The organism is Streptomyces sp. NPDC059850, assembly GCF_042731515.1.
Classification (GTDB): Bacteria; Actinomycetota; Actinomycetes; order Streptomycetales; family Streptomycetaceae; genus Streptomyces.
Genome location: NZ_JBHWJI010000010.1, coordinates 139,842 through 160,680, shown reverse-complemented (window position 1 = coordinate 160,680; position 20,839 = coordinate 139,842). Strand labels below are relative to the sequence as shown.

General features: G+C 72.8%; 19 protein-coding genes. 10 read left to right on the top strand and 9 right to left on the bottom strand.

The features are described from left to right. Positions 1 to 9 precede the first annotated feature (9 nt). The 4 genes from ACFV9T_RS10965 to ACFV9T_RS10950 are packed head-to-tail and all read left to right on the top strand — an operon-like array spanning position 10 to position 4,824. A complete protein-coding gene (locus ACFV9T_RS10965) occupies positions 10 to 837 on the top strand; it encodes a carbohydrate ABC transporter permease (RefSeq protein ID WP_385438585.1) in 828 nt (275 codons plus the stop codon). Beyond that, positions 834 to 1,871, top strand: coding sequence for a LacI family DNA-binding transcriptional regulator (locus tag ACFV9T_RS10960; protein WP_385438460.1), 1,038 nt, complete (start codon positions 834 to 836; stop codon positions 1,869 to 1,871). Before ACFV9T_RS10965 ends, ACFV9T_RS10960 begins: the two co-directional genes overlap by 4 nt. Positions 1,872 to 1,917: 46 nt before the next feature. Then, a complete protein-coding gene (locus ACFV9T_RS10955) occupies positions 1,918 to 3,876 on the top strand; it encodes a cellulase family glycosylhydrolase (protein WP_385438457.1) in 1,959 nt (652 codons plus the stop codon). Between the two features lie 60 nt (positions 3,877 to 3,936). Beyond that, complete coding sequence (locus ACFV9T_RS10950; RefSeq protein WP_385438455.1) at positions 3,937 to 4,824, top strand: peptidoglycan-binding protein; 888 nt, start codon at positions 3,937 to 3,939, stop codon at positions 4,822 to 4,824. 61 nt (positions 4,825 to 4,885) lie between these two features. On the opposite strand, the gene ACFV9T_RS10945 is transcribed toward ACFV9T_RS10950, so the two are convergent. Further along, a complete protein-coding gene (locus ACFV9T_RS10945) occupies positions 4,886 to 5,323 on the bottom strand; it encodes a VOC family protein (protein WP_385438454.1) in 438 nt (145 codons plus the stop codon). A gap of 1 nt (position 5,324) precedes the next feature. Further along, positions 5,325 to 5,906, bottom strand: a complete 582-nt coding sequence (locus tag ACFV9T_RS10940; protein WP_385438452.1) for a DinB family protein — start codon at positions 5,904 to 5,906, stop codon at positions 5,325 to 5,327. A gap of 61 nt (positions 5,907 to 5,967) precedes the next feature. Here ACFV9T_RS10940 and ACFV9T_RS10935 point away from each other — a divergent pair, with 61 nt between their 5' ends. Then, a complete protein-coding gene (locus ACFV9T_RS10935; protein ID WP_385438450.1) occupies positions 5,968 to 6,927 on the top strand; it encodes a helix-turn-helix transcriptional regulator in 960 nt (319 codons plus the stop codon). A gap of 439 nt (positions 6,928 to 7,366) precedes the next feature. Further along, positions 7,367 to 9,031, top strand: a complete 1,665-nt coding sequence (locus tag ACFV9T_RS10930) for an ABC-F family ATP-binding cassette domain-containing protein (protein WP_385438448.1) — start codon at positions 7,367 to 7,369, stop codon at positions 9,029 to 9,031. Here the strand turns inward: ACFV9T_RS10930 and ACFV9T_RS10925 are convergent. Further along, on the bottom strand, positions 9,028 to 9,945 hold the full coding sequence (locus ACFV9T_RS10925; RefSeq protein WP_385438446.1) for a serine hydrolase: 918 nt from the start codon (positions 9,943 to 9,945) through the stop codon (positions 9,028 to 9,030). The two genes, ACFV9T_RS10930 and ACFV9T_RS10925, sit on opposite strands and share 4 nt — an antisense overlap. After that, on the bottom strand, positions 9,942 to 10,844 hold the full coding sequence (locus tag ACFV9T_RS10920; RefSeq protein WP_385438444.1) for a LysR family transcriptional regulator: 903 nt from the start codon (positions 10,842 to 10,844) through the stop codon (positions 9,942 to 9,944). The genes ACFV9T_RS10925 and ACFV9T_RS10920 overlap by 4 nt, the downstream gene beginning before the upstream one ends. Positions 10,845 to 10,981: 137 nt before the next feature. Between ACFV9T_RS10920 and bla the strand changes: the two genes are divergently transcribed. Then, positions 10,982 to 11,899 (top strand): class A beta-lactamase, encoded by a 918-nt coding sequence (gene bla / locus ACFV9T_RS10915; protein WP_385438442.1) that lies wholly within the window; start codon positions 10,982 to 10,984, stop codon positions 11,897 to 11,899. A gap of 17 nt (positions 11,900 to 11,916) precedes the next feature. Here the strand turns inward: bla and ACFV9T_RS10910 are convergent, their stop codons facing one another. From ACFV9T_RS10910 to ACFV9T_RS10900, 3 genes are all read right to left on the bottom strand, one after another. Beyond that, positions 11,917 to 12,792, bottom strand: a complete 876-nt coding sequence (locus ACFV9T_RS10910) for a glycosyltransferase family 2 protein (protein ID WP_385438440.1) — start codon at positions 12,790 to 12,792, stop codon at positions 11,917 to 11,919. 100 nt (positions 12,793 to 12,892) lie between these two features. Next, positions 12,893 to 13,567, bottom strand: a complete 675-nt coding sequence (locus ACFV9T_RS10905) for a hypothetical protein (protein WP_385438438.1) — start codon at positions 13,565 to 13,567, stop codon at positions 12,893 to 12,895. Positions 13,568 to 13,696: 129 nt separating this feature from the next. Beyond that, positions 13,697 to 14,473 (bottom strand): SDR family oxidoreductase, encoded by a 777-nt coding sequence (locus ACFV9T_RS10900; RefSeq protein WP_385438436.1) that lies wholly within the window; start codon positions 14,471 to 14,473, stop codon positions 13,697 to 13,699. 173 nt (positions 14,474 to 14,646) lie between these two features. Here ACFV9T_RS10900 and ACFV9T_RS10895 point away from each other — a divergent pair, with 173 nt between their 5' ends. Next, entirely contained in the window at positions 14,647 to 16,269 is a 1,623-nt protein-coding gene (locus ACFV9T_RS10895; protein ID WP_385438433.1) for an alkaline phosphatase D family protein, read from the top strand. A 41-nt stretch (positions 16,270 to 16,310) separates the two neighbouring features. On the opposite strand, the gene ACFV9T_RS10890 is transcribed toward ACFV9T_RS10895, so the two are convergent. After that, a complete protein-coding gene (locus ACFV9T_RS10890) occupies positions 16,311 to 17,309 on the bottom strand; it encodes a Gfo/Idh/MocA family protein (RefSeq protein WP_385438432.1) in 999 nt (332 codons plus the stop codon). A gap of 84 nt (positions 17,310 to 17,393) precedes the next feature. Here ACFV9T_RS10890 and ACFV9T_RS10885 point away from each other — a divergent pair, with 84 nt between their 5' ends. Further along, the gene (locus ACFV9T_RS10885) at positions 17,394 to 18,734 is read left to right on the top strand and encodes a multidrug effflux MFS transporter (RefSeq protein ID WP_385438429.1); all 1,341 of its coding nucleotides are present in this window, start codon (positions 17,394 to 17,396) and stop codon (positions 18,732 to 18,734) included. Between the two features lie 17 nt (positions 18,735 to 18,751). After that, on the top strand, positions 18,752 to 19,777 hold the full coding sequence (locus ACFV9T_RS10880; RefSeq protein WP_385438583.1) for a serine hydrolase domain-containing protein: 1,026 nt from the start codon (positions 18,752 to 18,754) through the stop codon (positions 19,775 to 19,777). Between the two features lies 1 nt (position 19,778). On the opposite strand, the gene ACFV9T_RS10875 is transcribed toward ACFV9T_RS10880, so the two are convergent. Beyond that, positions 19,779 to 20,834: a small ribosomal subunit Rsm22 family protein gene (locus tag ACFV9T_RS10875; RefSeq protein ID WP_385438427.1), complete on the bottom strand. Its 1,056-nt coding sequence runs from the start codon at positions 20,832 to 20,834 to the stop codon at positions 19,779 to 19,781. Between the last annotated feature and the right edge of the window lie 5 nt (positions 20,835 to 20,839).

Here is a 20,839-nt window from a genome sequence, read left to right as displayed (position 1 = left end):
AAGCACACCATGAAGCTCGGCAAGTCGTGGCTGCCCGCCCATGTCCTGGTGTGGACCTACGTGGTGCTGCTGGTCGTCCCGCTCTACTACTTCCTCTCCTCCGCCTTCAAGAGCAACGAGGAGATCTTCGCCAGCCCCTTCAAGCCCCCGTCGTCCCTGGACCCGGGCAACTTCTCCACCGCCTTCCACCGCGCCGACCTGGGGCTCGCGGTCGTCAACTCGGGACTGGTGACCGGGCTTTCGCTGGTCCTCACGCTGGGGCTGGCCATCCCGGCGGCGTTCGCGCTGGCCCGGTCCACGGGGCGGCTGGCCTCGGCGCTGGAGAAGGTGTTCTCGCTCGGCTTCCTCATCCCCACCTTCGCCGCGCTCTTCCCCACCTTCCTGCTGGCCGCCGCCACCGGTCTGTTCCACACACGGACCTTCATGGTGCTGTTCCTGCCCGCCACCGCGATGCCGCTGTCGGTGGTGATCCTGGTGCAGTTCATGCGGACCGTGCCCGCCGAGATGGAGGAGGCCGCCCGTATCGACGGCGCCTCCACCTTCGCCGTGCTGCGCCACATCTACACGCCGATGTGCCTGCCGGGGATCGCGACCGTACTGCTGCTGAACTTCCTGACCTTCTGGAACGAGTACCTGTACTCGCTCGTCATCATCGGCCCGGACCCCGCCCAGCGCACCGTCCAGGTGGCGCTGCCCACCCTCAAGGCGATCACGGGAACGGATTACGGTGTGCTGACCGCGGGGACGATCCTCACCCTCGTACCGGTGTGGATCGTCTACACGGTGCTGCAGAAGCGGATGCAGCGGGCGCTCATCAGCGGGGCGGTGAAGATGTGAGCATCCCGAGCGGGCGCATCCGGCCCACCATCAAGGCCGTCGCCACCGTCGCCGGGGTGTCCACGGCCGCCGTATCCCAGGCATTCAACAACAAGGGGCGGCTCTCCGAGGCCACCCGGCGCCGCATCCTCGACGCCGCCATGGACCTCGGCTGGTCGCCGAGCGCCCCGGCCGCCGCGCTGCGCAGCGCCCGCACCCGTACCCTCGCCCTCGTCGTACGCCGCCCGACCGACGTGCTGGGCGCCGACCCGCACTTCAGCGAGCTGATCACCGGCATCGAGGGCGAGCTGGCGCCACGCGGCTACGGACTGCTGCTCCACCTGGTCACCGATGTCCACGAGGAGAGCGCGCTGTACGAACGCCTGGCGGCGGAGGGCCGCGTCGACGGCGCCGTCCTCACCGACGCGCGCACCGACGATCCCCGCCCCGCGCTGCTGACCCGGCTCGGCCTGCCCGCCGTCATGCTCGGCGCGCCCGACCCCGACGCGGCCGTGCCGGGCGTGGGCCTGGGACACCAGGGCGCGGGCGTGGCCGAGGTGGTCGGCCATCTGCTGGAGCTGGGCCACCGGCGCGTCGCCTACGTGGCGGGACCGGCCGAACTCCAGCACACCCGGCTGCGCCGCCGCCACTTCGAGGAGGGCCTGCGCACCGCGGGCCACCGGCCCTTCGCCGTCCTCCACACGGACTTCTCCGAAGGCGCGGCCATCGCCGCCACCGAGGCGCTGCTCGACGCCGCCGACCCGCCCACGGCGATCGTCTACGCCAACGACTCCATGGCGGTGTGCGGCATCGGCACCGCACAGCGCACCGGCCTGCGCGTCCCGGCCGACCTGTCCGTCGTCGGCTACGACAACCTGCCGATCGGCCGGTGGCTGCATCCGCGCCTGACCACCGTCGACCAGCAGGTGCAGCAGGTCGGCGCGGCCGCCGCGCGGCTGCTGCTGGCCCGCTGCGGCGAGGACGCGGGGGACGCCCGGCTCGACGCCCGGCCCCGCCTGGTCGCCCGCGACTCGACGGGCCCCGCGCCCCGCTGACCCGCCACGCCCGCGCCGTATCACCCGAAGCGACAGAAGAGAGCCCATGCGACGCCACAGCGCCCAGCTCACCCACCACCCCGCCGTCCTGCCCTGGCTCGGCGCCAACTTCTGGTCCCGCACCGGCGGGCCCCTGATGTGGCGGAACTACGACCCCAAGACGGTCCGCGAGGAACTGCGGGTGCTGCGCGAGCATGGTCTGACCATGACCCGCTCCTTCTTCTACTGGCCCGACTTCCACCCCGAACCGCACCGGGTCGACGAGGAGTTGTGCGAGCGCTTCCGCGACTTCCTGGACGCGCACACCGAGGCGGGCATGGGGACCGTCCCGACCTTCATCGTCGGCCACATGTCCGGCGAGAACTGGGATCCGGCCTGGCGCGGCGGCCGCGATCTGTACGAGGACGTGTGGATGGTCGGCCGCCAGGCGTGGTTCGTCTCGCAGATGACCCGCCGCTTCACCGGCCACCCGGCGGTCACCGGCTGGCTGATCACCAACGAGATGCCCGGCTACGGCCGTATCTACCAGGTCGACCCGCCCTCCAGCGACGTCGTGACGGCCTGGGCGCAGGCCATGTGCAACGCGGTGCGCGCGGCGGGCGGAACCCAGCCGGTCTCGCTCGGGGACGGCGCGTGGGGCATCGAGGTGACCGGCCGGGACAACGGCTTCTCGCTGCGCGACACCGCCGAGTACGTCGACTTCGTCGGCCCCCACGTCTACCGCTCCGACACCGACCGGGTGCGGCAGCACCACCGCGCCGCCTTCGAATGCGAACTGGCCTCGGTGACCGGCGCGCCCGTCGTACTGGAGGAGTTCGGGGTGTCGACCGACACCGTCTCAGCCGAGAACGCCGCCGTGTACTACCGGCAGACGCTGCACAACTCCCTCCTCGGCGGGGCCACCGGCTGGATCGCCTGGAACAACACCGACTACGACGATCTGTGGGACCAGTCCCCGTACGACCACCACCCCTTCGAGATGCACTTCGGCATCACCGACTCCACCGGCGCCCCCAAGACCCCGCTGCTCGAACTCGCTTCCTTCGCCGACGTGTTGGGCCGGGTGGACTTTCCGCGCTGCCGCCGCGCGGATACGGGCGCGGCGCTGGTGGTGCCCGCGTTCCTGGAGCGCGACTACCCCTACAGCCGCCCCGCCGACCGGCCGCTCATCTTCACCTCGCTCCACCAGGCCTACGCCGCCACGCGCGCCGCCGACCTGCCGGTGGGCCTCCTCCGCGAGGCGGACGGCCTGGACGACGGCGCCGCGCTGTATCTGCTGCCCTCCACACGCCAGCTGACCACCCGCACCCGGCGCGCCCTGGCGCGGCGGGCCCGCGACGGCGCCACCGTGTACCTCTCCTTCTGCTCCGGCGAACACCCGGGCACCCGGGGCCCCTGGTTCGACGGCCTGGACGCGCTGTTCGGGGTGGAACTCCAGCTCTCGTACGGGGTGGCGGAGCCGATCGAGGACGACACCCTCGTCATGACCTTCACCGAGGACTTCGGCCCGCTGACCGCCGGGGAGACGCTGCGGTTCCCCGTCGCGGGCAACGAGGACTCCCGCGCCTACCTCCCCGTCGTCCCCCGGGGCGCCCGCGTCGTCGCCACCGACGCCCACGGCCGCCCCGCGCTCCTGGTCCACGACACCGGCCACGGCCGCACCGTGCTGGCCACGTACCCGCTGGAGCACATGGCGGCGCGCACCGCCCGCGTCAATCCCGAGCAGACCCACCGGCTGTACGAGGCGCTCGCCGATCTCGCCGGTGTGGACCGCCCGGTGACGGTCGACACCCCGTACGTGGGCGCCGATGTGCTGGTGCACGAGGACGGGCGGCGGTTCGTGTGGCTGATCAGCCAGTCGCCGGAGCCGCTGACGGTGGGCCCTGCGGCGGACGGGGAACTGCGCGACCTCGCGACGGGCGAACCGGTCGCGGAGATCGGACTGGACGCGTACGGCGTGCGGGTCCTGGAGTTGGGGAACGCGGAAGCCGGGGACCGCAACTGACGGATGTCCTCAGGGCGTCCGTAGAGGACGAGGACCAGAGGCACCGAAGGAGCACACCCCATGGCAACACCCCTGAGCGCCGACAGCCTTCTGAAGGCCCTCCGTGACGAGGGGCTGACCGTCCACGAAGTGCGCGACTGGCGCTCGCACCACCGCGACGACAAGGGCCCCTGGGGCCCGGTGAACGGCGTCATGATCCACCACACCGTCACCTCGGGCACCGAGAGTTCCGTCCAGCTCTGCTACGACGGCCACGCGGACCTCCCCGGGCCGCTGTGCCACGGGGTCATCGACAAGAAGGGCGAGATCCACCTCGTCGGCAACGGCCGCGCCAACCACGCGGGCATCGGCGACAGCGACGTCCTGGACGCGGTGATCAACGAGACCGAGCTGCCCGCCGACAACGAGGCCGAGGAGGACGGCAACGCCCGCTTCTACGGCTTCGAATGCGTCAACCTCGGCGACGGCGAGGACCCGTGGCCCGAGGAGCAGAAGCTGGCCATCGAGAAGGTGTCCGCCGCGATCTGCCGCGCCCACGGCTGGAGCGAACGGTCCGTGATCGGCCATCTGGAGTGGCAGCCGGGGAAGTCGGACCCCCGGGGCTTCACGATGAACTCCATGCGCACGCGCGTCGGCAAGCGGCTCGGCGCCAAGCCGGACAGCACCGAGCCGGACAGCACCGACGAGACGAAGACGGCGGAGTACGTGCCCTTCCCGGGCGCCGACTTCTTCCGTGACGGCCGGGACAGCGAGATCATCACGGCGATGGGGAAGCGGCTCGTCGCCGAGGACTGCGACCTCTACGAGGAGGGTCCGGGCCCGGAGTGGACGGACGCCGACAAGGAGTCGTACGCGGCCTGGCAGCGGAAGCTGGGCTTCTCCGGCGATGACGCCGACGGCATCCCCGGTGAGAAGAGCTGGGACAAGCTGCGCGTCCCGAACGGCTAGCCATCCGGGGCGAAGGGCCTCGCGCCACGGCGCGAGGCCCTTCCCCGTGCTCCCCGGCCGGTCAGTCGAGGCAGAACTCGTTGCCCTCCGGGTCGGCCATCACCAGGTGGCCGGTGAAGAGCGGGGGAGCGGGTTCGTGGCGCTCCAACCGGGTGGCGCCGTGCGCGATGAGCCGTTCGGCCTCCGCCTCCAGGGCCGCCATCCGCGCGTCGCCCTCCAGCCCCGGGGCGGCCCGTACGTCGAGGTGCACGCGGTTCTTGGCCCGCTTGCCCTCCGGCACCCGCTGGAAGAACAGCCGTGGCCCGGCGCCCTCCGGGTCGACCAGGGCCGAGGCGTCGTTGCGTCTCTCGGGCGGCACGCCCATCGCCTCCAGGGCCTGGTCCCAGGAGTCGAAGCCCTCGGGCGCGTCCTGCACCCGGTAGGCCAGGGCCTCGGCCCAGAACGCGGCCAGCCCGGCCGGGTCGCCGCAGTCGTAAGTGATCTGGATGTCGCGGGCCATGTCAGCTCGCCTCCCGTGGGGTCCGGTGGGTGTGCAGATACAGGTCACGCAGCAGACACACCTCGGACAGATGGTGGATCATCTCCCGGTTGATGTGCAGCACGAGCGCCGCCAGCGGAAGGTCGTCGTACGGGCTCTCCGCCGCCCCGCAGGGGCGGGCGAGGTCCGATTCGCCGAGGGACGCGACCCCGGCCTGCCAGGTGGCGTACTCCGCGTCGAGCTGGGCCAGCGCCTCGGCGGCGGTCGCGGCGTACGGATACGACTGGTAGTCGGTCGGCGCACGGCCGAAGTGCGAGGCGTTGCGCATCGCCAGGACGCCGACGATCACATGCCCGAGGCGCCAGGCGATCGTCGAGAACGGCGGCGGGTCGGGCTCCGGCATCGCGAAGTCGATGGTCATCGCGCCGGACCCGGCCTGTACGGGGGCGGTGCCGGTGCCGCGCGGGCGCACGTTCCAGCAGTCGGGAACCGGCTCCCAGAAGTACTCGTCGTCGGTGAGCCCGTCGAGCCGGGCCCGCAGCTGGTGGGTCCAGTGCCAGCCGATCTGGTCGCGCAGCAGGGTGTTCCACGTCTGGTCGGTCATGAGTGCAGCGTGCCGCAGATAGCGGACAGCTCCCTTCCGTAATTGCTGGAACGATGAGGACATGACCGTAGAGGGGACGACCGAACGGGTGCTGAGGCTGCTGGCGCTGCTCCAGCGCCGCGCGTCGTGGACCGCCGCCGAACTCGCCGCCGAGCTGGATGTCACCGACCGCTCGGTGCGCCGCGACGTGGAGCGGCTGCGTACGCTCGGCTACCCCGTCCACGCGGTGGCGGGCGTCGGCGGCGGCTACCAGCTCGGCGCGGGCACCCGGCTGCCGCCGCTGCTCCTCGACGACGAGGAAGCGATCGCGACGGCGGTGTCCCTGCGGCTGGCGTCCGGCGGCACGGTCGCCGGGGCGGGCGAGGCGGCGCTGCGGGCCCTCGCCAAGCTCGACCAGGTGATGCCGCCCCGGCTGCGCGCCGAGGTCCGGGCGGTGCACGGCGCCACCGAGACCCTGGTCGGACCGGGTGTCGAGATCGACGCGGAGGTGCTGGTGACCCTCGCGCGGGCCTGCCGTGACGCGGTGCGGGTGCGGTTCCGGTACGCCGCCCGGGGTGGCGAGGAGCGCGAGCGCACGGTCGAGCCGGTACGGATGGTCACCACCGGCCGCCGCTGGTACCTGATGGCGTGGGACACCGACCGCGACGACTGGCGCACCTTCCGGCTGGACCGGATGCGCGAGACGACGGCGACGACCTGGCGCTTCCGCCCGCGCGAGCACCCCGACCCGGTCGCCTATGTGCAGCAGTCCGTGACGGGCGCCCCGTACCGCCACGTCGCCCGCGTACGCCTGCACGCCCCGCCCGACCGCGTACGCGAGCTGGTCCCGCCGCAGGTGGGCCGGGTCGAGGACGACCGCGACGGCTGGTGCGTCCTCGTCGCGGGTGGCGACAACCTGGACTGGCTCGCCGTCCACGTGGCCCGCCTCCCCTTCGAGGCCCAGATCCTGGACCCCCCGGAGCTAAGGGAAGCCGCCACCCGCCTGGCCCACCGCCTCACGTCGATGGCCACCCCAGACTGACGCCCCCACGCGCCACGGTCCCGCCCCGCGTACGGCCGTACCCCCGCCGAGGCCCGGGCCACCGGCTCAAGTCAAGCCCCTCCGGCGTTTGAGGAGCGGGGTCCGGGGCGCAGCTCCGGTTTCGGGGAGGGGCGGGGTGGGGGAGACCGCCCCCGCCGGGGAGCGCCCCGACCGCGCCGCCTTAGAAAAGCGCTGCCGCCGGGAGGTGGCTGCGCTATCGTGACGGCGTCCTGTTGTCTCCGATAGAGGTGGACGTTGCGCATCTGAGGTTCGCGATCACCGCGTGGTACGGCGTTGCCGTACGCGTGTTGCGACCTCGGTGCATGAGCCGTCCCTCGCCCGACAGGCCCCGCACCCTCCCGCGCTCCTCCCGGCTTGGCCGCCGCGTGGTGCTCGCATACGACGCCCCTGCCCCAGCGCTGACGACTGCGAGAACACCATGGCCGAAACCACCACCCCCGGCACCGCCGTGACCTGCTCCAACCTGACCTTCCAGTGGCCCGACGGCACGACGCTCTTCGACGGGCTGTCCCTCAGCGTCGGCCGGGGCCGTACCGGGCTCGTCGGCGCCAACGGCACCGGAAAGTCCACCCTGTTGCGGCTGCTCGCCGGTCAACTAAAGCCCTCCCAGGGCTCGGTGACCATCGGCGGCAGCCTCGCCTATCTGCCGCAGAACATCACCCTCGACACCACCCTCCGCGTCGACCACGCCCTCGGCATCGCCGAGCGCCGCGCCGCCGTGCGGGCCATCGAGGCCGGAGACGTGAGCACCGAACACTTCGAGACGGTCGGCGACGACTGGGACGTCGAGGAACGGGCCCTGGCGACGCTCGGCTCGCTCGGGCTCGGCGGCCTCGGACTGGACCGCACCGTGGGCGAGATGTCCGGCGGGGAGACCGTACTGCTGCGGCTGGCCGCGCTGCTGCTGGAGCGCCCCGATGTGCTGCTGCTCGACGAGCCGACCAACAACCTCGACCTGTTCGCGCGCCGCAGGCTCTACGAGGCCGTCGACTCCTGGCGCTCCGGTGTGCTGATCGTCGTCAGCCACGACCGTGACCTGCTGGAGCGGGTGGACCGGATCGCCGAGCTGCGGTCCGGGGAGGTCGGCTGGTACGGGGGCGGCTGGTCCGCGTACCAGGAGGCGCTGGCCGTCCAGCAGGAGGCGGCCGGACGGGCGCTGCGCGCCGCCGAGGCGGACGTCCGCAGGCAGCGGCGCGAACTGGAGGAAACCCAGACCAAGGTGGCCCGCCGGGAGCGGCACAGCAAGAAGATGGACGCCCAGCGGCGGGCCCCGCGCATCGTCGCGGGCGAACGCAAGCGCTCCGCCCAGGAGTCGGCGGCAGGCCTGCGCGGACTGCACGAGGACCGGCTGCGGGAGGCGCGCGAGCGGCGCGAGGAGGCCGCGGGGGCGGTCCGCGAGGACGCCGAGATCCGGGTGGACCTGCCCCACACGGCCGTCCCCGCGGGCCGCACCGTGCTCAGCCTGCGCGCGCTGCGCCCCCGCCACGGGCGGCTGCGCGGCGCCGACCTCGACGTACGCGGCCCCGAACGCGTCGCCCTCGTCGGCCGTAACGGATCCGGGAAGACAACACTCCTGCGCACCCTCGCCGGGGAGCTGGCCCCGCTGTCCGGCGAGGCCAGGGCGCTCGTACCGCTGCGCTTCCTGCCGCAGCGCCTCGACGTGCTGGACGACGCGCTGAGCGTCGCGGCGAACGTGTCCCGGATGGCGCCCGGCGTCACCGACCAGCACATCCGCTCCCAGCTCGCCCGCTTCCTGTTCAAGGGCGCGCGCGCCGAACAGCCCGCGGGCACCCTCTCCGGCGGTGAGCGCTTCCGGGCCGCCCTCGCGGCCACCATGCTCGCCGCCCCGGCCCCGCAGCTGCTGATGCTGGACGAGCCCACCAACAACCTCGACCTGGCCAGCGTGCGCCAGCTGACCAGCGCGCTCGCCTCGTACCGGGGCGCGCTGCTGATCGCCGGTCACGACCTGCCGTTCCTCGAATCGGTCGGCGTCACCCGCTGGCTGCTGGTCGGCGAGGAGCTACGGGAGACGTCCGCCGAGGAGGTGGGCGCGCTGCTGGAGGAGCCGGAAGGCACCCCCTAGGTGCCCTCGTTGCCGCGCAGCTCCTCCACGGCGATACGGGCGGCCGCGCCGATGACCGCGTCGGCGCGCGGCAACCGGCTGTCGGCGCGCGCCGCCTGGGTGAACACCACGGCGGTGTACGCGCTGCCGTCGGCGAGTTCGACCACCCCGGCCTCGTGGCGCATCGACCCGAACGTCCCGGTCTTCCCCGACACCGTCACATCGTCGTACGGAAACCCGGAGGCGAGCCGGTGCGTCCACGGCTGCTTGCCCATCGCGTCGCGCATGAACGCGCAACTCTCGGCGGACGCCGCCCGGCCGGTCCAGATGGCGCGCAGCAGCCGGGCCATGTCCGAGGGCGTGGCGGAGGCCTTGAGGAGGGGGCTGTAGACGACGGGCGGAACGGTCGCGTCGTTGTCCGCGAGACGCCGCATCGCCGCGCCCAGCGACTCGGTCCCGGTCTCCGCCATCAACTGCGCGAACGTGGTGGCCACTCCGCCGTGGATCCGGGTGAACGGCAGGCCGAGTTCCCGGCACACCGCGTCGACCGCCTCGGTGCCGACCCGGCGCAGCACCGCGTCGGCGGCGGTGTTGTCGGACACGCTCATCATCAGGACGACCAGGTCGCGCAGGGAGAGGGTGATGTCGTCCCGCAGGATGGAGATGCCGGTGGGCCCGGGCATCCGGTCCGCCGGGCCGAGCGTCATCCGCTCGCGCGGATCGAGCGTCCCGGCGTCCGCGAGGCGGCAGAACGCGGCCATCAGCGGCACCTTGTAGACGGAGCCGACCGGGACCGGCTCGTCGGGGTCGATCGTCACGCACGCCTCGGGGCGGTACAGATCGGCCACATGCAGCCAGCCCCGGACCCCGGCGTCGGCGAACATGCCGCGGATCGCGCGCTGCGCCCGGGCCTCCCAGCCGGTGGCCCCGCTCATGGCGCAGCCTGCGACGATGCCGAGGTCTCCAGGGCCGCCGTCTGCGCCGCCGCCTGCAGCGACAGGGCCTCCACCAGCAGCCGCGCCGTCCGCTCGGTCCCGTCGCCGTCCGGCTGCCGGGCGTCCCACACCACCCGCAGCCGCAGCGGCAGCGGCGGATCGACGGCCGGGGTGCGCTCGATGCCGTAGGCGGTCAGCGTGTGGTCGGCGGTGACCAGCACCGCCTGGCCCGCCGCGACCAGGGCGAGCCCGGCGCGTTCGTCGGTGACCTGGACGGTCTCCACCCGCCGTCCGCGGCTGGCCAGGGCGTCCACGAACAGGTCGTACGCCGCCGGGGCCTCCTCTCGCGGACGTACGGCCACGGGCAGCCGCGCCGCCGCCGGGTGGTCGGCGGGCGAGAGCGTCCAGGTGGGGAAGAGCACCACCCGGCCCGCCCCCAGACCGTGGAGCACCGCCGGATGCCGCACCAGCGCCACATCGAGCCGCCCCGCCGAGGTCTCGGACAGCAGCGTGGCGGTCGGCGCCGTCACCACCGTGATCCGGCCGCCCTCCCCGGCCCGGCCCGGTGCGGAAGCCACGGCCGCCGCGACCCACGGCGGCACCTCGGGGGCGAGCCCCAGCCGCAGCCGCCGGCCGTCCGCCCGCTCCCGGGCCCCGGCCTCCCGCAGCTCCGCCAGCGCGGCCATCGCGCGGCGCGCGTGGGGCAGCAGCAGGGCGCCCTCGTCGGTGAGGGCGACGCCCCGGGTGCGGTCGAAGAGGCGGACGCCGAGCAGCGCCTCCAGACGGCGAAGCCCCTGCGACAGCGGCGGCTGGGTGATGCCGACGCGCTGCGCGGCGGCGCCGAAGTGCTGCTCCTCCGCCAGCGCGACGAAGATTTCCAGATGTCGTTCCGTCAGCAACGAGCCCCCTGACATGCGCGGATATCCAGATGGAATCGCACGTGGGTCGAGAGTGTATTCGACATGGCGATGCGCCGGAGCTTCACTGACGGCGTGCGATTCCGGCACGACCCCATACCAAGAGATGAGGACCGCCTGTGCACCCCGCCACCCCCGCCCCCTCCCGCCGGAACGTGCTGGTCCTGGGCGCCGGTACGGCTCTGGCCGCCGTGGTGTCCGTACCGGGCAGCGCGTCAGCGGCCCCGTCCCGCGCGGACATCACCGCGCGACTGCGCGCACTGGAGCAGGAGTACGCGGCCCGGCTGGGCGTGTTCGCGTTCGACCCGGCCAGCGGGGCGGCGGTGTCCTACCGCGCCGAGGAGCGCTTCCCGATCTGCTCCGTGTTCAAGGCGCTCGCCGCCGCGGCGGTGCTGCGCGATCTCGACCGCGACGGCGAGTTCCTCGCCCGGCGCGTCCACTACACCGAGGAGTTCGTCCGGAAGGCGGGCTACGCCCCCGTCACCGGCAAGCCGGAGAACATCGCGGGCGGGCTGACCGTCGAGCAGCTGTGCGCGGCCGCCGTCAGCGAGAGTGACAACGCCGCCGCGAACCTCCTGCTCCAGGACCTGGGCGGCCCCACGGCCATCACCCGCTTCTGCCGTTCCCTCGGCGACGGGACGACCCGGCTCGACCGCTGGGAGCCGGAGCTGAACTCGGCCGAGCCGTGGCGGGAGACGGACACCACCAGCCCCGGCGCCATCGGGAAGACGTTCGCCCGGCTCGTCCTCGGCCGTGCGCTCGACACCGGGGACCGCAGGCGGCTGACCGGCTGGCTGGTGGCGAACACCACCAACACCGAACGGTTCCGCAAGGGCCTGCCCGCCGACTGGATCCTGGCCGACAAGACGGGCGGCGGCACCCAGTACGGAGTGGCCAACGACGTGGGCGTCGTGTGGCCCCCGGAGCGCACCCCGCTGGTGCTGTCGGTGCTCTCGGTCAAGCACGACCCCCAGGGCCCGACGGACAACCCCCTGGTGGCGAGGGCCGCCGCCCTGGTGGCCGACGCCCTCACCTGAGCACGGGTGACGGAGAGTCAGATCACCGGCGGGCGGCCCAGCCTGGTCATCCGCCACACCGTGCGCCACCGCATCGGCCGCCGGGTGCCGCACGGGGTGCGGACGCCCTCCATGAAGCCGCCCGCCCAGGCCCGCAGCCCGTCGAGGGCGCGGGTGCGGGCGAGGGTGAGCAGGGTCCACGTACCGAGGTAGACGGGGACCAGCGGCAGCGGAAGGTGGCGGCGGGCCAGCCAGACGCGGTTGCGGGCGGTCATCCGGTAGTAGACCGCGTGCCGGGCGGGGGAGGTGCGGGGGTGCTGGAGCAGCAGTTCGGGGACGTACAGCACCTTCCACCCGGCATCCAGCGCCCGCCACGCGAGGTCGGTCTCCTCGTGGGTGAAGAAGAACTCGTCCGGCCAGCCGCCGATCTGGTCCAGCATCGGCACGGCCAGGGCGTGTCCGCCGCCGAGGAAGGTGGTCACCTCGCCGCCGCGCATCGGGTCGCCCGCCCGCAGCCGGGGGACGTGGCGGCGCTGGGTCTCGCCCAGCTCGTCGGCGATGCGGAAGCTGACGATGCCGAGCCGGGGGTCGTCCGCGTACAGGTCGCGCACGGTGCGGAAGACATCGGCGTCGACGAGCAGCCCGTCGTCGTCGAGGTCGATGACGACGTCGACGTCACCGAAGGCGCGCAGCCGCTGCCAGGCGACATTGCGGCCGCCGGAGACGCCGAGGTTCTCCTCCAGCTCGACCGCGGTCACCCCGTCCGGCATCTCGGGGAGCGGGGAGCCGTTGCCGACGACGACGACACGGGTGGGCGGTACGTCCTGTTTCGCGACCGACTCCAGCAGGGCGGCCACCTCTCTGGGCCGGTTGCCCATGGTCAGGATGGCAACGCCCAGGCGTGGTTCGGACACGGTGGTACTCCAGAGGTTGGTTACGGTGCGGTGATCGTAACCAGTCGCCGAAGCGTCCTGTCGAAACACAGCGCATGTTCATCGACATACGCGAAAGCGGTCATTCGTCGAGCGCGGAGAGAGCATTCTTGGCGGCGCTGATCGCTCCGTCCCGTACCACCTTGGACGAAGGGGCCTTGTGGCTCTCGAAGTCGCCGCCGTTGTAGGTGGCGACGATGGTCGCGTTGTCCTTGCGGACGGTGACGACCGCCTCACGCACCTGCTGGTCGTCGTCGCTGGTGAGCTTGTCGCTCACGGTCGCCTTGTCGCCGAGGCCCGACACCGGGTCGCCGGAGCCCCCGGGCGCCCGGCCGGTGACGTCGAAGCTGATGTCCAGCCAGCGGTAGTCGAAGCCCTCCAGCTTGTGCCAGGAGCAGCCCGAACGGCGGGAGAGATCGCTGCTCTTCATCGCGTCGCCGCTGGTCTCCGCGCCCGGCACCAGCTTCTTGACGGTGGCCGCCGGGAGCGCGGCGCAGGCGTCGGTCGGGGGCTTGGAGTAGCGCCCCGACGTACTCGCGCCGCCGCCCCCGTCCGGGGTGATCCCGGATCCGCCGCCTTCCGGGGTGTCCCCGTCCGGGGCGCCGTCCTCCTCGGCGGCGGACGGGGTCGGGGAGGCGTCGGCCGCCTGAGGGCGCGTGTCGTCCGGGTCGCCGGGGGAGGTCATGGCCACGCCTGCGACGGCGAGGACCGCGACGGGCAGCAGCCGGGCGACCAGAGTGAGCGGGAAGGAACGCAATGCGGTCTTCTTCGATCGTGGGGCGGTCGGATCTGCGGGCGGGGCTGATCTCTTGGGGTGAATTTCCGCTCGGTCACATTATTCGATCGGGCCGGGGGTTATCTACGATCGGTGACGACCCACCGCCCGTCAGCCGCGACCGATGTACGGCATCGCCGTCGCCAGTACCGTCGCGAACTGCACATTCGCCTCCAGGGGCAGCGACGCCATATGCCGCACGGTACGTGCGACATCCGCCACGTCCATCACGGGCTCGGCCACCACTTCCCCGTTCGCCTGGAGTACACCGGCCCGCATCTGCCCGGTCATCTCCGTCTCCGCGTTGCCGATGTCGATCTGTCCACAGGCGATGGAGTACGCCCGCCCGTCCAGCGACAGCGACTTGGTCAGCCCGGTCAGCGCGTGCTTGGTCGTCGTGTACGCGACGCTGTGCGGCCGTGGGGCATGGGCGGAAATCGAGCCATTATTGATGATCCGTCCGCCCTGCGGATCCTGGTCGCGCATCAGCCGGAAGGCGCCCTGCGCGCACAGGAAGGCGCCCGTCAGGTTGGTGTCCACGACCGCCTGCCAGTCCTCGTGGCCCAGATCTTCCACCGGCACCCCGCGCGGGCCGAAGCTGCCCGCGTTGTTGAACAGCAGATCGAGGCGGCCGAAGCGGTCCCGTACGGCCGCGAAGAGCGCGTCCACCCGCTCCGGCCTGCTCACATCCGTCGGCACGACCAGGACCGAGGGGCCCTCGCCCGCCCGGCGCGCCGTCTCCGCCAGGGTCTCCTCGCGGCGCCCCGCGAGCACCACCGACCAGCCCGACTCGCACAGTTCGAGCGCCACCGCCCGGCCGATCCCGGAGCCCGCGCCCGTCACCACGGCGACCTTCGACACCACCGGCACACCATCGCTTGGGTTCATGGGGCCGGAGCGTACGCCACGTCACATCCCTTTTCGCGCAAGGTATATGACGGCAAACGCCCTATCCGGAAACGGACCTCACCCAGCCGACATGTGTGCGTCGTGTGTAGGCAAGCGTGCGGCCTCTCCCCGACACTCCAATTCCTCTGACGCCACGAGCCAGGGGAGAGCACATGGCACACGCCGCACATCAGCAGGCGATACGAGCCGCGGCAGCACATCTGGGCCGCCGCCGCTTCCTCACCGTCACCGGAGCAGCCGCCGCACTGGCCTTCTCCACCAACCTGCCCAGCGCCCAGGCCGCGCAGGTACGTACGGACGCGCTCACCGAAAACCCCTTCACGCTCGGCGTGGCATCCGGCGATCCACTGCCCGACGCCGTCGTGCTGTGGACCAGACTCGCGCCCCGCGCCTACGAGCCCGGCAACGGCCTGCCCGAGGAGGGCGCCGTCAAGGTCGAGTGGCAGATCGCCCGCGACGAGCACTTCAACCGGGTGGTCGCGCGCGGAACCGCCACCGCCCACGCCGAGTTCAACTACACCGTGCACGTGGACGCCAAGGGCCTCGACCCCGACCGCGTCTACTGGTACCGCTTCCGCGCGGGCAAGTGGACCAGCCCCGCCGGCCGCACCCGCACCACCCCGTCGTACGGCGCCCGGGTCCGTGACATGACCTTCGGCCTGGTCTCCTGCCAGGCGTACCACGACGGCTACTACACGGCCCTGGGGCACCTCGCGGCCGAGGACCTGGACGCCGTCTTCCACGTCGGCGACTACCAGTACGAGTACGCCGTCAGCGCGGTCGGCGGCGCCCGCAACTACACCGACCGCACCCTCCCCGCGCACTTCAACACCGAGACCATGACGCTCGGGGACTACCGGCTGCGCTACGCCCTCTACAAGTGCGACCCGGACCTCCAGGCCGCCCACGCCGCCTTCCCCTGGTTCGTCACCTGGGACGACCACGAGACCGAGAACAACTACGCGGACGACGTCGACGAGAACGGCAACCCGCCCGAGGAGTTCCTCATCCGCCGGGCCGCCGCCTACCGCGCGTACTGGGAGAACATGCCGCTGCGCATGCCGCAGCAGCCCGCCGGCGCCGACATGCGGCTCTACCGGCGCTTCCACTACGGCCGGCTCGCCCAGTTCGACATCCTCGACACCCGCCAGTACCGCTCCAACCAGGCGTACGGCGACGGCTGGCAGTACCCGGGCCCCGAGTCCGAGGACCCGTCCCGCACCCTCACCGGCGCCGCCCAGGAGCGCTGGCTCCTCGACGGCTTCCAGCGCTCCCACGCCACCTGGAACGTCCTCCCGCAGCAGGTCACCTTCTCGCAGCGGAAGAACACCACCGCCGACCGCTCCAAGCTCTCCATGGACTCCTGGGACGGCTACCCCGCCTCCCGCGACCGCGTCATGGCCGGTGTCGAGCAGGCGGGCATCGAGAACTTCGTCGTCCTGACCGGCGACGTCCACGTCCACTACGCCTTCGACATCAAGAAGGACTTCAACAACCCGTCGTCCCAGACCCTGGGCGTCGAGTTCGTCGGCACGTCGGTCACCAGCGGCAAGGACGGCGCCGACAAGCCCGCCAACTGGTCCACCTACATGGCCGCCAACCCGCACATGAAGTTCTACAACGGGCGCCGCGGCTATGTGACGGTCCAGCTGGACGGCGACCAGGCGCGGGCCGACTACAAGACGGTCTCCGCGGTCACGACCCCGGGCGCGCCCCTCACCACAGCGGCGTCGTTCGTCAGCGAAGCCGGAAACCCTGGCCTCCAGCAGGTCTGACCGGTGACGGCCCGCGGCGCCGCGATCCGGGCGCCGCGGGCTCAGCCGTCGGCGGGGTAGCGGACGCCGGTCTGGGCTCGGGCCTTGTCCAGGGTGCGCATGACGGACAGAGTGCCCGACAGGGGGACGAGGGGGGATTCGCGTTCGCCCGCGCGCAGGCAGCGCATCACCTCCGCCGCCTCGCGCTGGTAGGCGCGCAGGCCGTCCGGGGCCGTGAACTTCTCCGGGGCGCGGTCCGGGCGGTGGAGGGTGAAGTGGTCGGGGTGGAAGAAGCCGCGGGGGAACTCGATGCGGCCCGCCGAGCCCGTCACCGCCGCCGTCATGGGGGTGTCGGCGGTGATCGAGCAGCTCAGCAGGGCCACCGCGCCGGTGTCCCAGCCGAGCAGCAGGCCGGTGTTCACGTCCACGCCCTCCGGGGACAGCTCCGCGTGGGCCTGGACGGTGGACGGTTCGCCCAGCAGGAGCTGGGCGAAGGAGAGCGGGTACACGCCGAGGTCGAGCAGGGCGCCGCCGCCCTGGGCCGGGTCGCGGAGGCGGTGGCCGGGGTCGAAGGGGCCGGGGAGGCCGAAGTCCGCGTGGACCGCGCGGATCTCGCCGATCGCGCCGTCCTGGACGAGGTCGGTCATGCGCCGGATGACCGGATCGCAGTACGTCCACATCGCCTCCATCAGGAAGCGGTCATGGGTGCGGGCGAGGCCGACCAGCTCGTCCGCCTCGCGCGTGTTGAGGGTGAACGCCTTCTCGCACAGCACCGCCCGGCCCGCCTCCAGGCACAGACCGGCCGCGGCGCGGTGGGCCGCGTGCGGGGTAGCGACGTATATCACGTCGAGTTCGTCGTCGGCGGCCAGCTCCGCCCAGCTGCCGTGGGAACGGGGTATCCCGAACCGCTCCGCGAACCGCTTCGCCGCCTCCGGGCTGCGCGAGCCCACCGCCGTGACCTGCGCGTCTGCCATGTCGAGCAGATCTTTCGTGAACGACGCGGCGATGCCGCCGGTCGCCAGGATCCCCCACCGCACGGGCTCGCTCTTCGGTCCGGACATCCTCACCCCTGACTTATTCGGTCGTGAGCACTCCAATTCTGCTGAGAGCATAGACAACGATTCAACGACTCATGGAAGGTCAGCATGCAGCAGCCCGGCCTCACGGCCGCCGCTCCCGACCGGGCCGACAGACCCGAACCCTCTTCTTCTCCCGCCGCCGCGCCGCAGGCCACCGCGCCTCAGGTCACCGCTCCACTGACCGCGCAGCGCCGCGCGAGCCTCCTCGTCACCTTCGTCCTCGGTGGGCTCACCGCTCTCCCCGCCCTCTCGATGGACATGTACCTCCCGGCCCTGCCGGAGGTCACCGACGCGCTCCACAGCTCCGCCGCCACCGCCCAGCTCACCCTGACCGCCTGCCTGATGGGCATGGCGCTCGGTCAGCTCGTCGTCGGCCCGATGAGCGACAAGTGGGGCCGCCGCCGCCCCCTCCTCATCGGCATGGTGATCTACGTCATCGCCACCGCCATCTGCGCCTTCGCCCCCTCCGCCGGGATGCTCATCGGCTTCCGGCTGCTCCAGGGGCTCGCCGGGTCGGCCGGGATCGTGATCGCCCGCGCCGTCGTCCGCGACCTGTACGACGGCATCGCGATGGCCCGCTTCTTCTCCACCCTGATGCTGATCTCCGGTGTCGCGCCCATCGCCGCGCCCGTCATCGGCGGCCAGATCCTGCGCTTCACCGACTGGCGCGGCGTCTTCCTCGTCCTGACCGTGATCGGCGCGCTGCTCACCCTCGTCGTCTGGCGCTTCCTCCGCGAGACGCTGCCGCCCGAGCGCCGTCACGACGGCGGGCTCGGCGAGGCGCTGCGTACGATGCGCGGGCTGCTCGCCGACCGCGTCTTCACCGGCTACATGCTCGCGGGCAGCTTCGCCTTCGCCGCCCTCTTCGCCTACGTCTCCGGTTCGTCCTTCGTCGTCCAGGAGATCTACGGCGCCTCGCCGCAGACGTTCAGCCTGCTCTTCGGGCTCAACTCGATCGGCCTCATCGGCATGGGCCAGGTCAACGGCCGGATCCTGGTCGGCCGCGTCAGCATGGACAAGGTGCTGGCCGTGGGTCTTGCCATGATCACCGTCGCGGCGACCGCGCTGCTGGCCCTGTCCGCCGGGCTGTTCGGCGAGGTCGGTCTCGTACCGGTCGCCGCCTGCCTGTTCGTGCTGATGTCCTCGATGGGCCTGGCGATGCCCAACACCAACGCCTCGGCGCTGATGCGCACCCCGCACGCCGCCGGTTCCGCGTCCGCGCTGCTCGGCACCTCCACCTTCCTGCTCGGGGCCGTCGCCTCGCCGCTGGTGGGGATCGCGGGCGAGACCACGGCGGTGCCGATGGCCGTCGTCCAGCTGGTGTGCGCGCTGGCCGCCATGGGCTGCTTCATGGGACTCTGCCGCCCGTGGCAGCGACGCACGAAGCAGAGCGTGACGGTGGCCTGAGCCTCCTCCTGCGCACCGTGGAGGCGCTCCCTGAGGGGGAGCGCCCCTGGTGCGCGGGCGCGGTGGTGACCGCCGGGACGGGCGCCGGGCCTCTGGCGGAGGGCGCCTTCGGCTGGGCGGTGCGGTACGCCGCGTACGACCGTGAGCTGCCGCGCGCGCGATGGGTCCCGGCGCGCGCCGACACCGTCTTCGACCTCGCCTCGCTGACCAAGCTGTTCACCGCGATCGTGGCGGTGGGCTCGCTGGAGCGCGGGGAGATCGCGCTGGACGCCCCGGTCGCCTCGTACGCCCCCGAGTGCCACGCCGCCGCCGAGCATGGCATCACGGTGCGGCAGCTGCTCACCCACCGCTCGGGGCTGGTCCCGGAGTTGCCGCTGTACGACTGCGTGGGGGACGAGGCGCGGTGGGCGCGGCTGTATGCCGAGCCGCCGCGCACCCCACCCGGGGCCGTCCGCCGCTACTCCGACCTCAACCTGCTGCTGCTCCAGCGGGTCCTGGAGCGGGTGACCGGCCGCCCGCTCGACGGCCTCGTCCACGACCGGATCACCGGCCCCCTGGAGATGGCGTCCACCCGCTTCCGCCCGCCCCGCGCCTGGCTGCCGCGCATCGCCGCGACCGAGGACCAGCGGCGCCCCTGGGGCAAGCTCGACCGGGGCATGCTGCGGGGCGTGGTGCACGACGAGAACGCGTACGCGCTCGGCGGCGTCGCGGGCCACGCCGGGCTCTTCTCCACCGCGGCCGATCTTGCCGTGCTGTGCCGTGCGCTGCTGGCGGGCGGCGGGCCGGTGCTTGTCCCCGCCTCCGTGGACCTGATGCTGACCGCCCCGGGGCTCGGCTTCGAGGTCGACCAGCCGTGGTTCATGGGCGAGTTGGCGGGCGGGGGCGCGGCCGGACACACCGGGTTCACGGGCACCAGCCTGGTGCTGGACCGGTCCCGGGACTGCTATCTGATCCTGCTCGCCACCACGGTCCACCCGCGCCGCCGCCCCGGCGACAGCGCGCCCCGCGCGGCGGCGGCCACCGCCTTGGCCCGCGCCCTCTAGATCACTGCTCGTCGAGCGGCGGCGGCCAGGAGTCGCCCCACGTGGTGTCGCGGGCGGCGCGGTAGAGGGGGCCGTGGCGCTTGGTGACGGTGCGGCGGGTCAGGCCCTCGTCGGGGGTGCACAGATCCAGCAGCACCTGGCCCTTGCGGGTCTGGGGGTGGCGGGTGACGCGCGACGTTCCGTCCGCCGCCTCGGTGGGGAAGCGGGCCGCCGCGACGTACGCGAACTTCTCGTCCTCGTACCCCAGCGAGCCCCCCTTCACCTGGCGGTGCAGCGACGAACGGCTCACCCGGGCCGCGAAGTGGCACCAGTCGGCGCCCGGTTCGATGGGGCACGCGTCGCTGTGCGGGCACGGGGCCAGGATCCGGAAGCCCGCCGATACGAGCTGGTCGCGGGCCTCGCGGAGGCGCAGATAGCCGTCGGGGGTGCCGGGTTCGACGAGCACCACCGCCTGGGCCGTACGGGCTGCCTCGCCGACGACGGTGCGGCGGTCGGGGGCGGTGAGTTCGCCCAGCACGTAGGAGACGGTGACCAGGTCCGTCGCGTCGGGCAGCGCGAGGTGGGAGGTGAGGGCGCGGCGCTGCCAGCGGGCCTCGCGCAGCGGGGTCGCGGCGGACTGCCCGGCCAGCTCGCGGCCAAGGGCGAGGGCGGGTTCGGCCCAGTCCAGGACGGTGGTGCTGTGGCCCCCGTCCGGCCACGCGGCGGCCACGGCCCAGCTCGCCGCGCCCGTACCGCCGCCGATGTCGAGGTGCGAGGCGGGCGCCCAGTCCGGGGCGCGCTCGCGCAGCCCGTCGAGGGCGGCGCGCACGGCCTCGAAGGTCGCGGGCATCCGGTACGCGGCGTACGCGGCGACATCGGAGCGGTCCCGCAGCACGGGCGCGTCGGTCGGGGTGCGGCCCCGGTAGTTGGCGATCAGCCGGTCGACCGCCTGGGCCGCCTGGCGCGGCGGCAGTCCGTCGAGCAGCCCGGCGAGCGCGGCGCGCAGCGTCTCGGCCGTGGGGGCGGCGTGCGCGGTGCGCGGCGTCTCGGCGGTGGGGGCGGCATGCGGGGCGTGCATTCCGT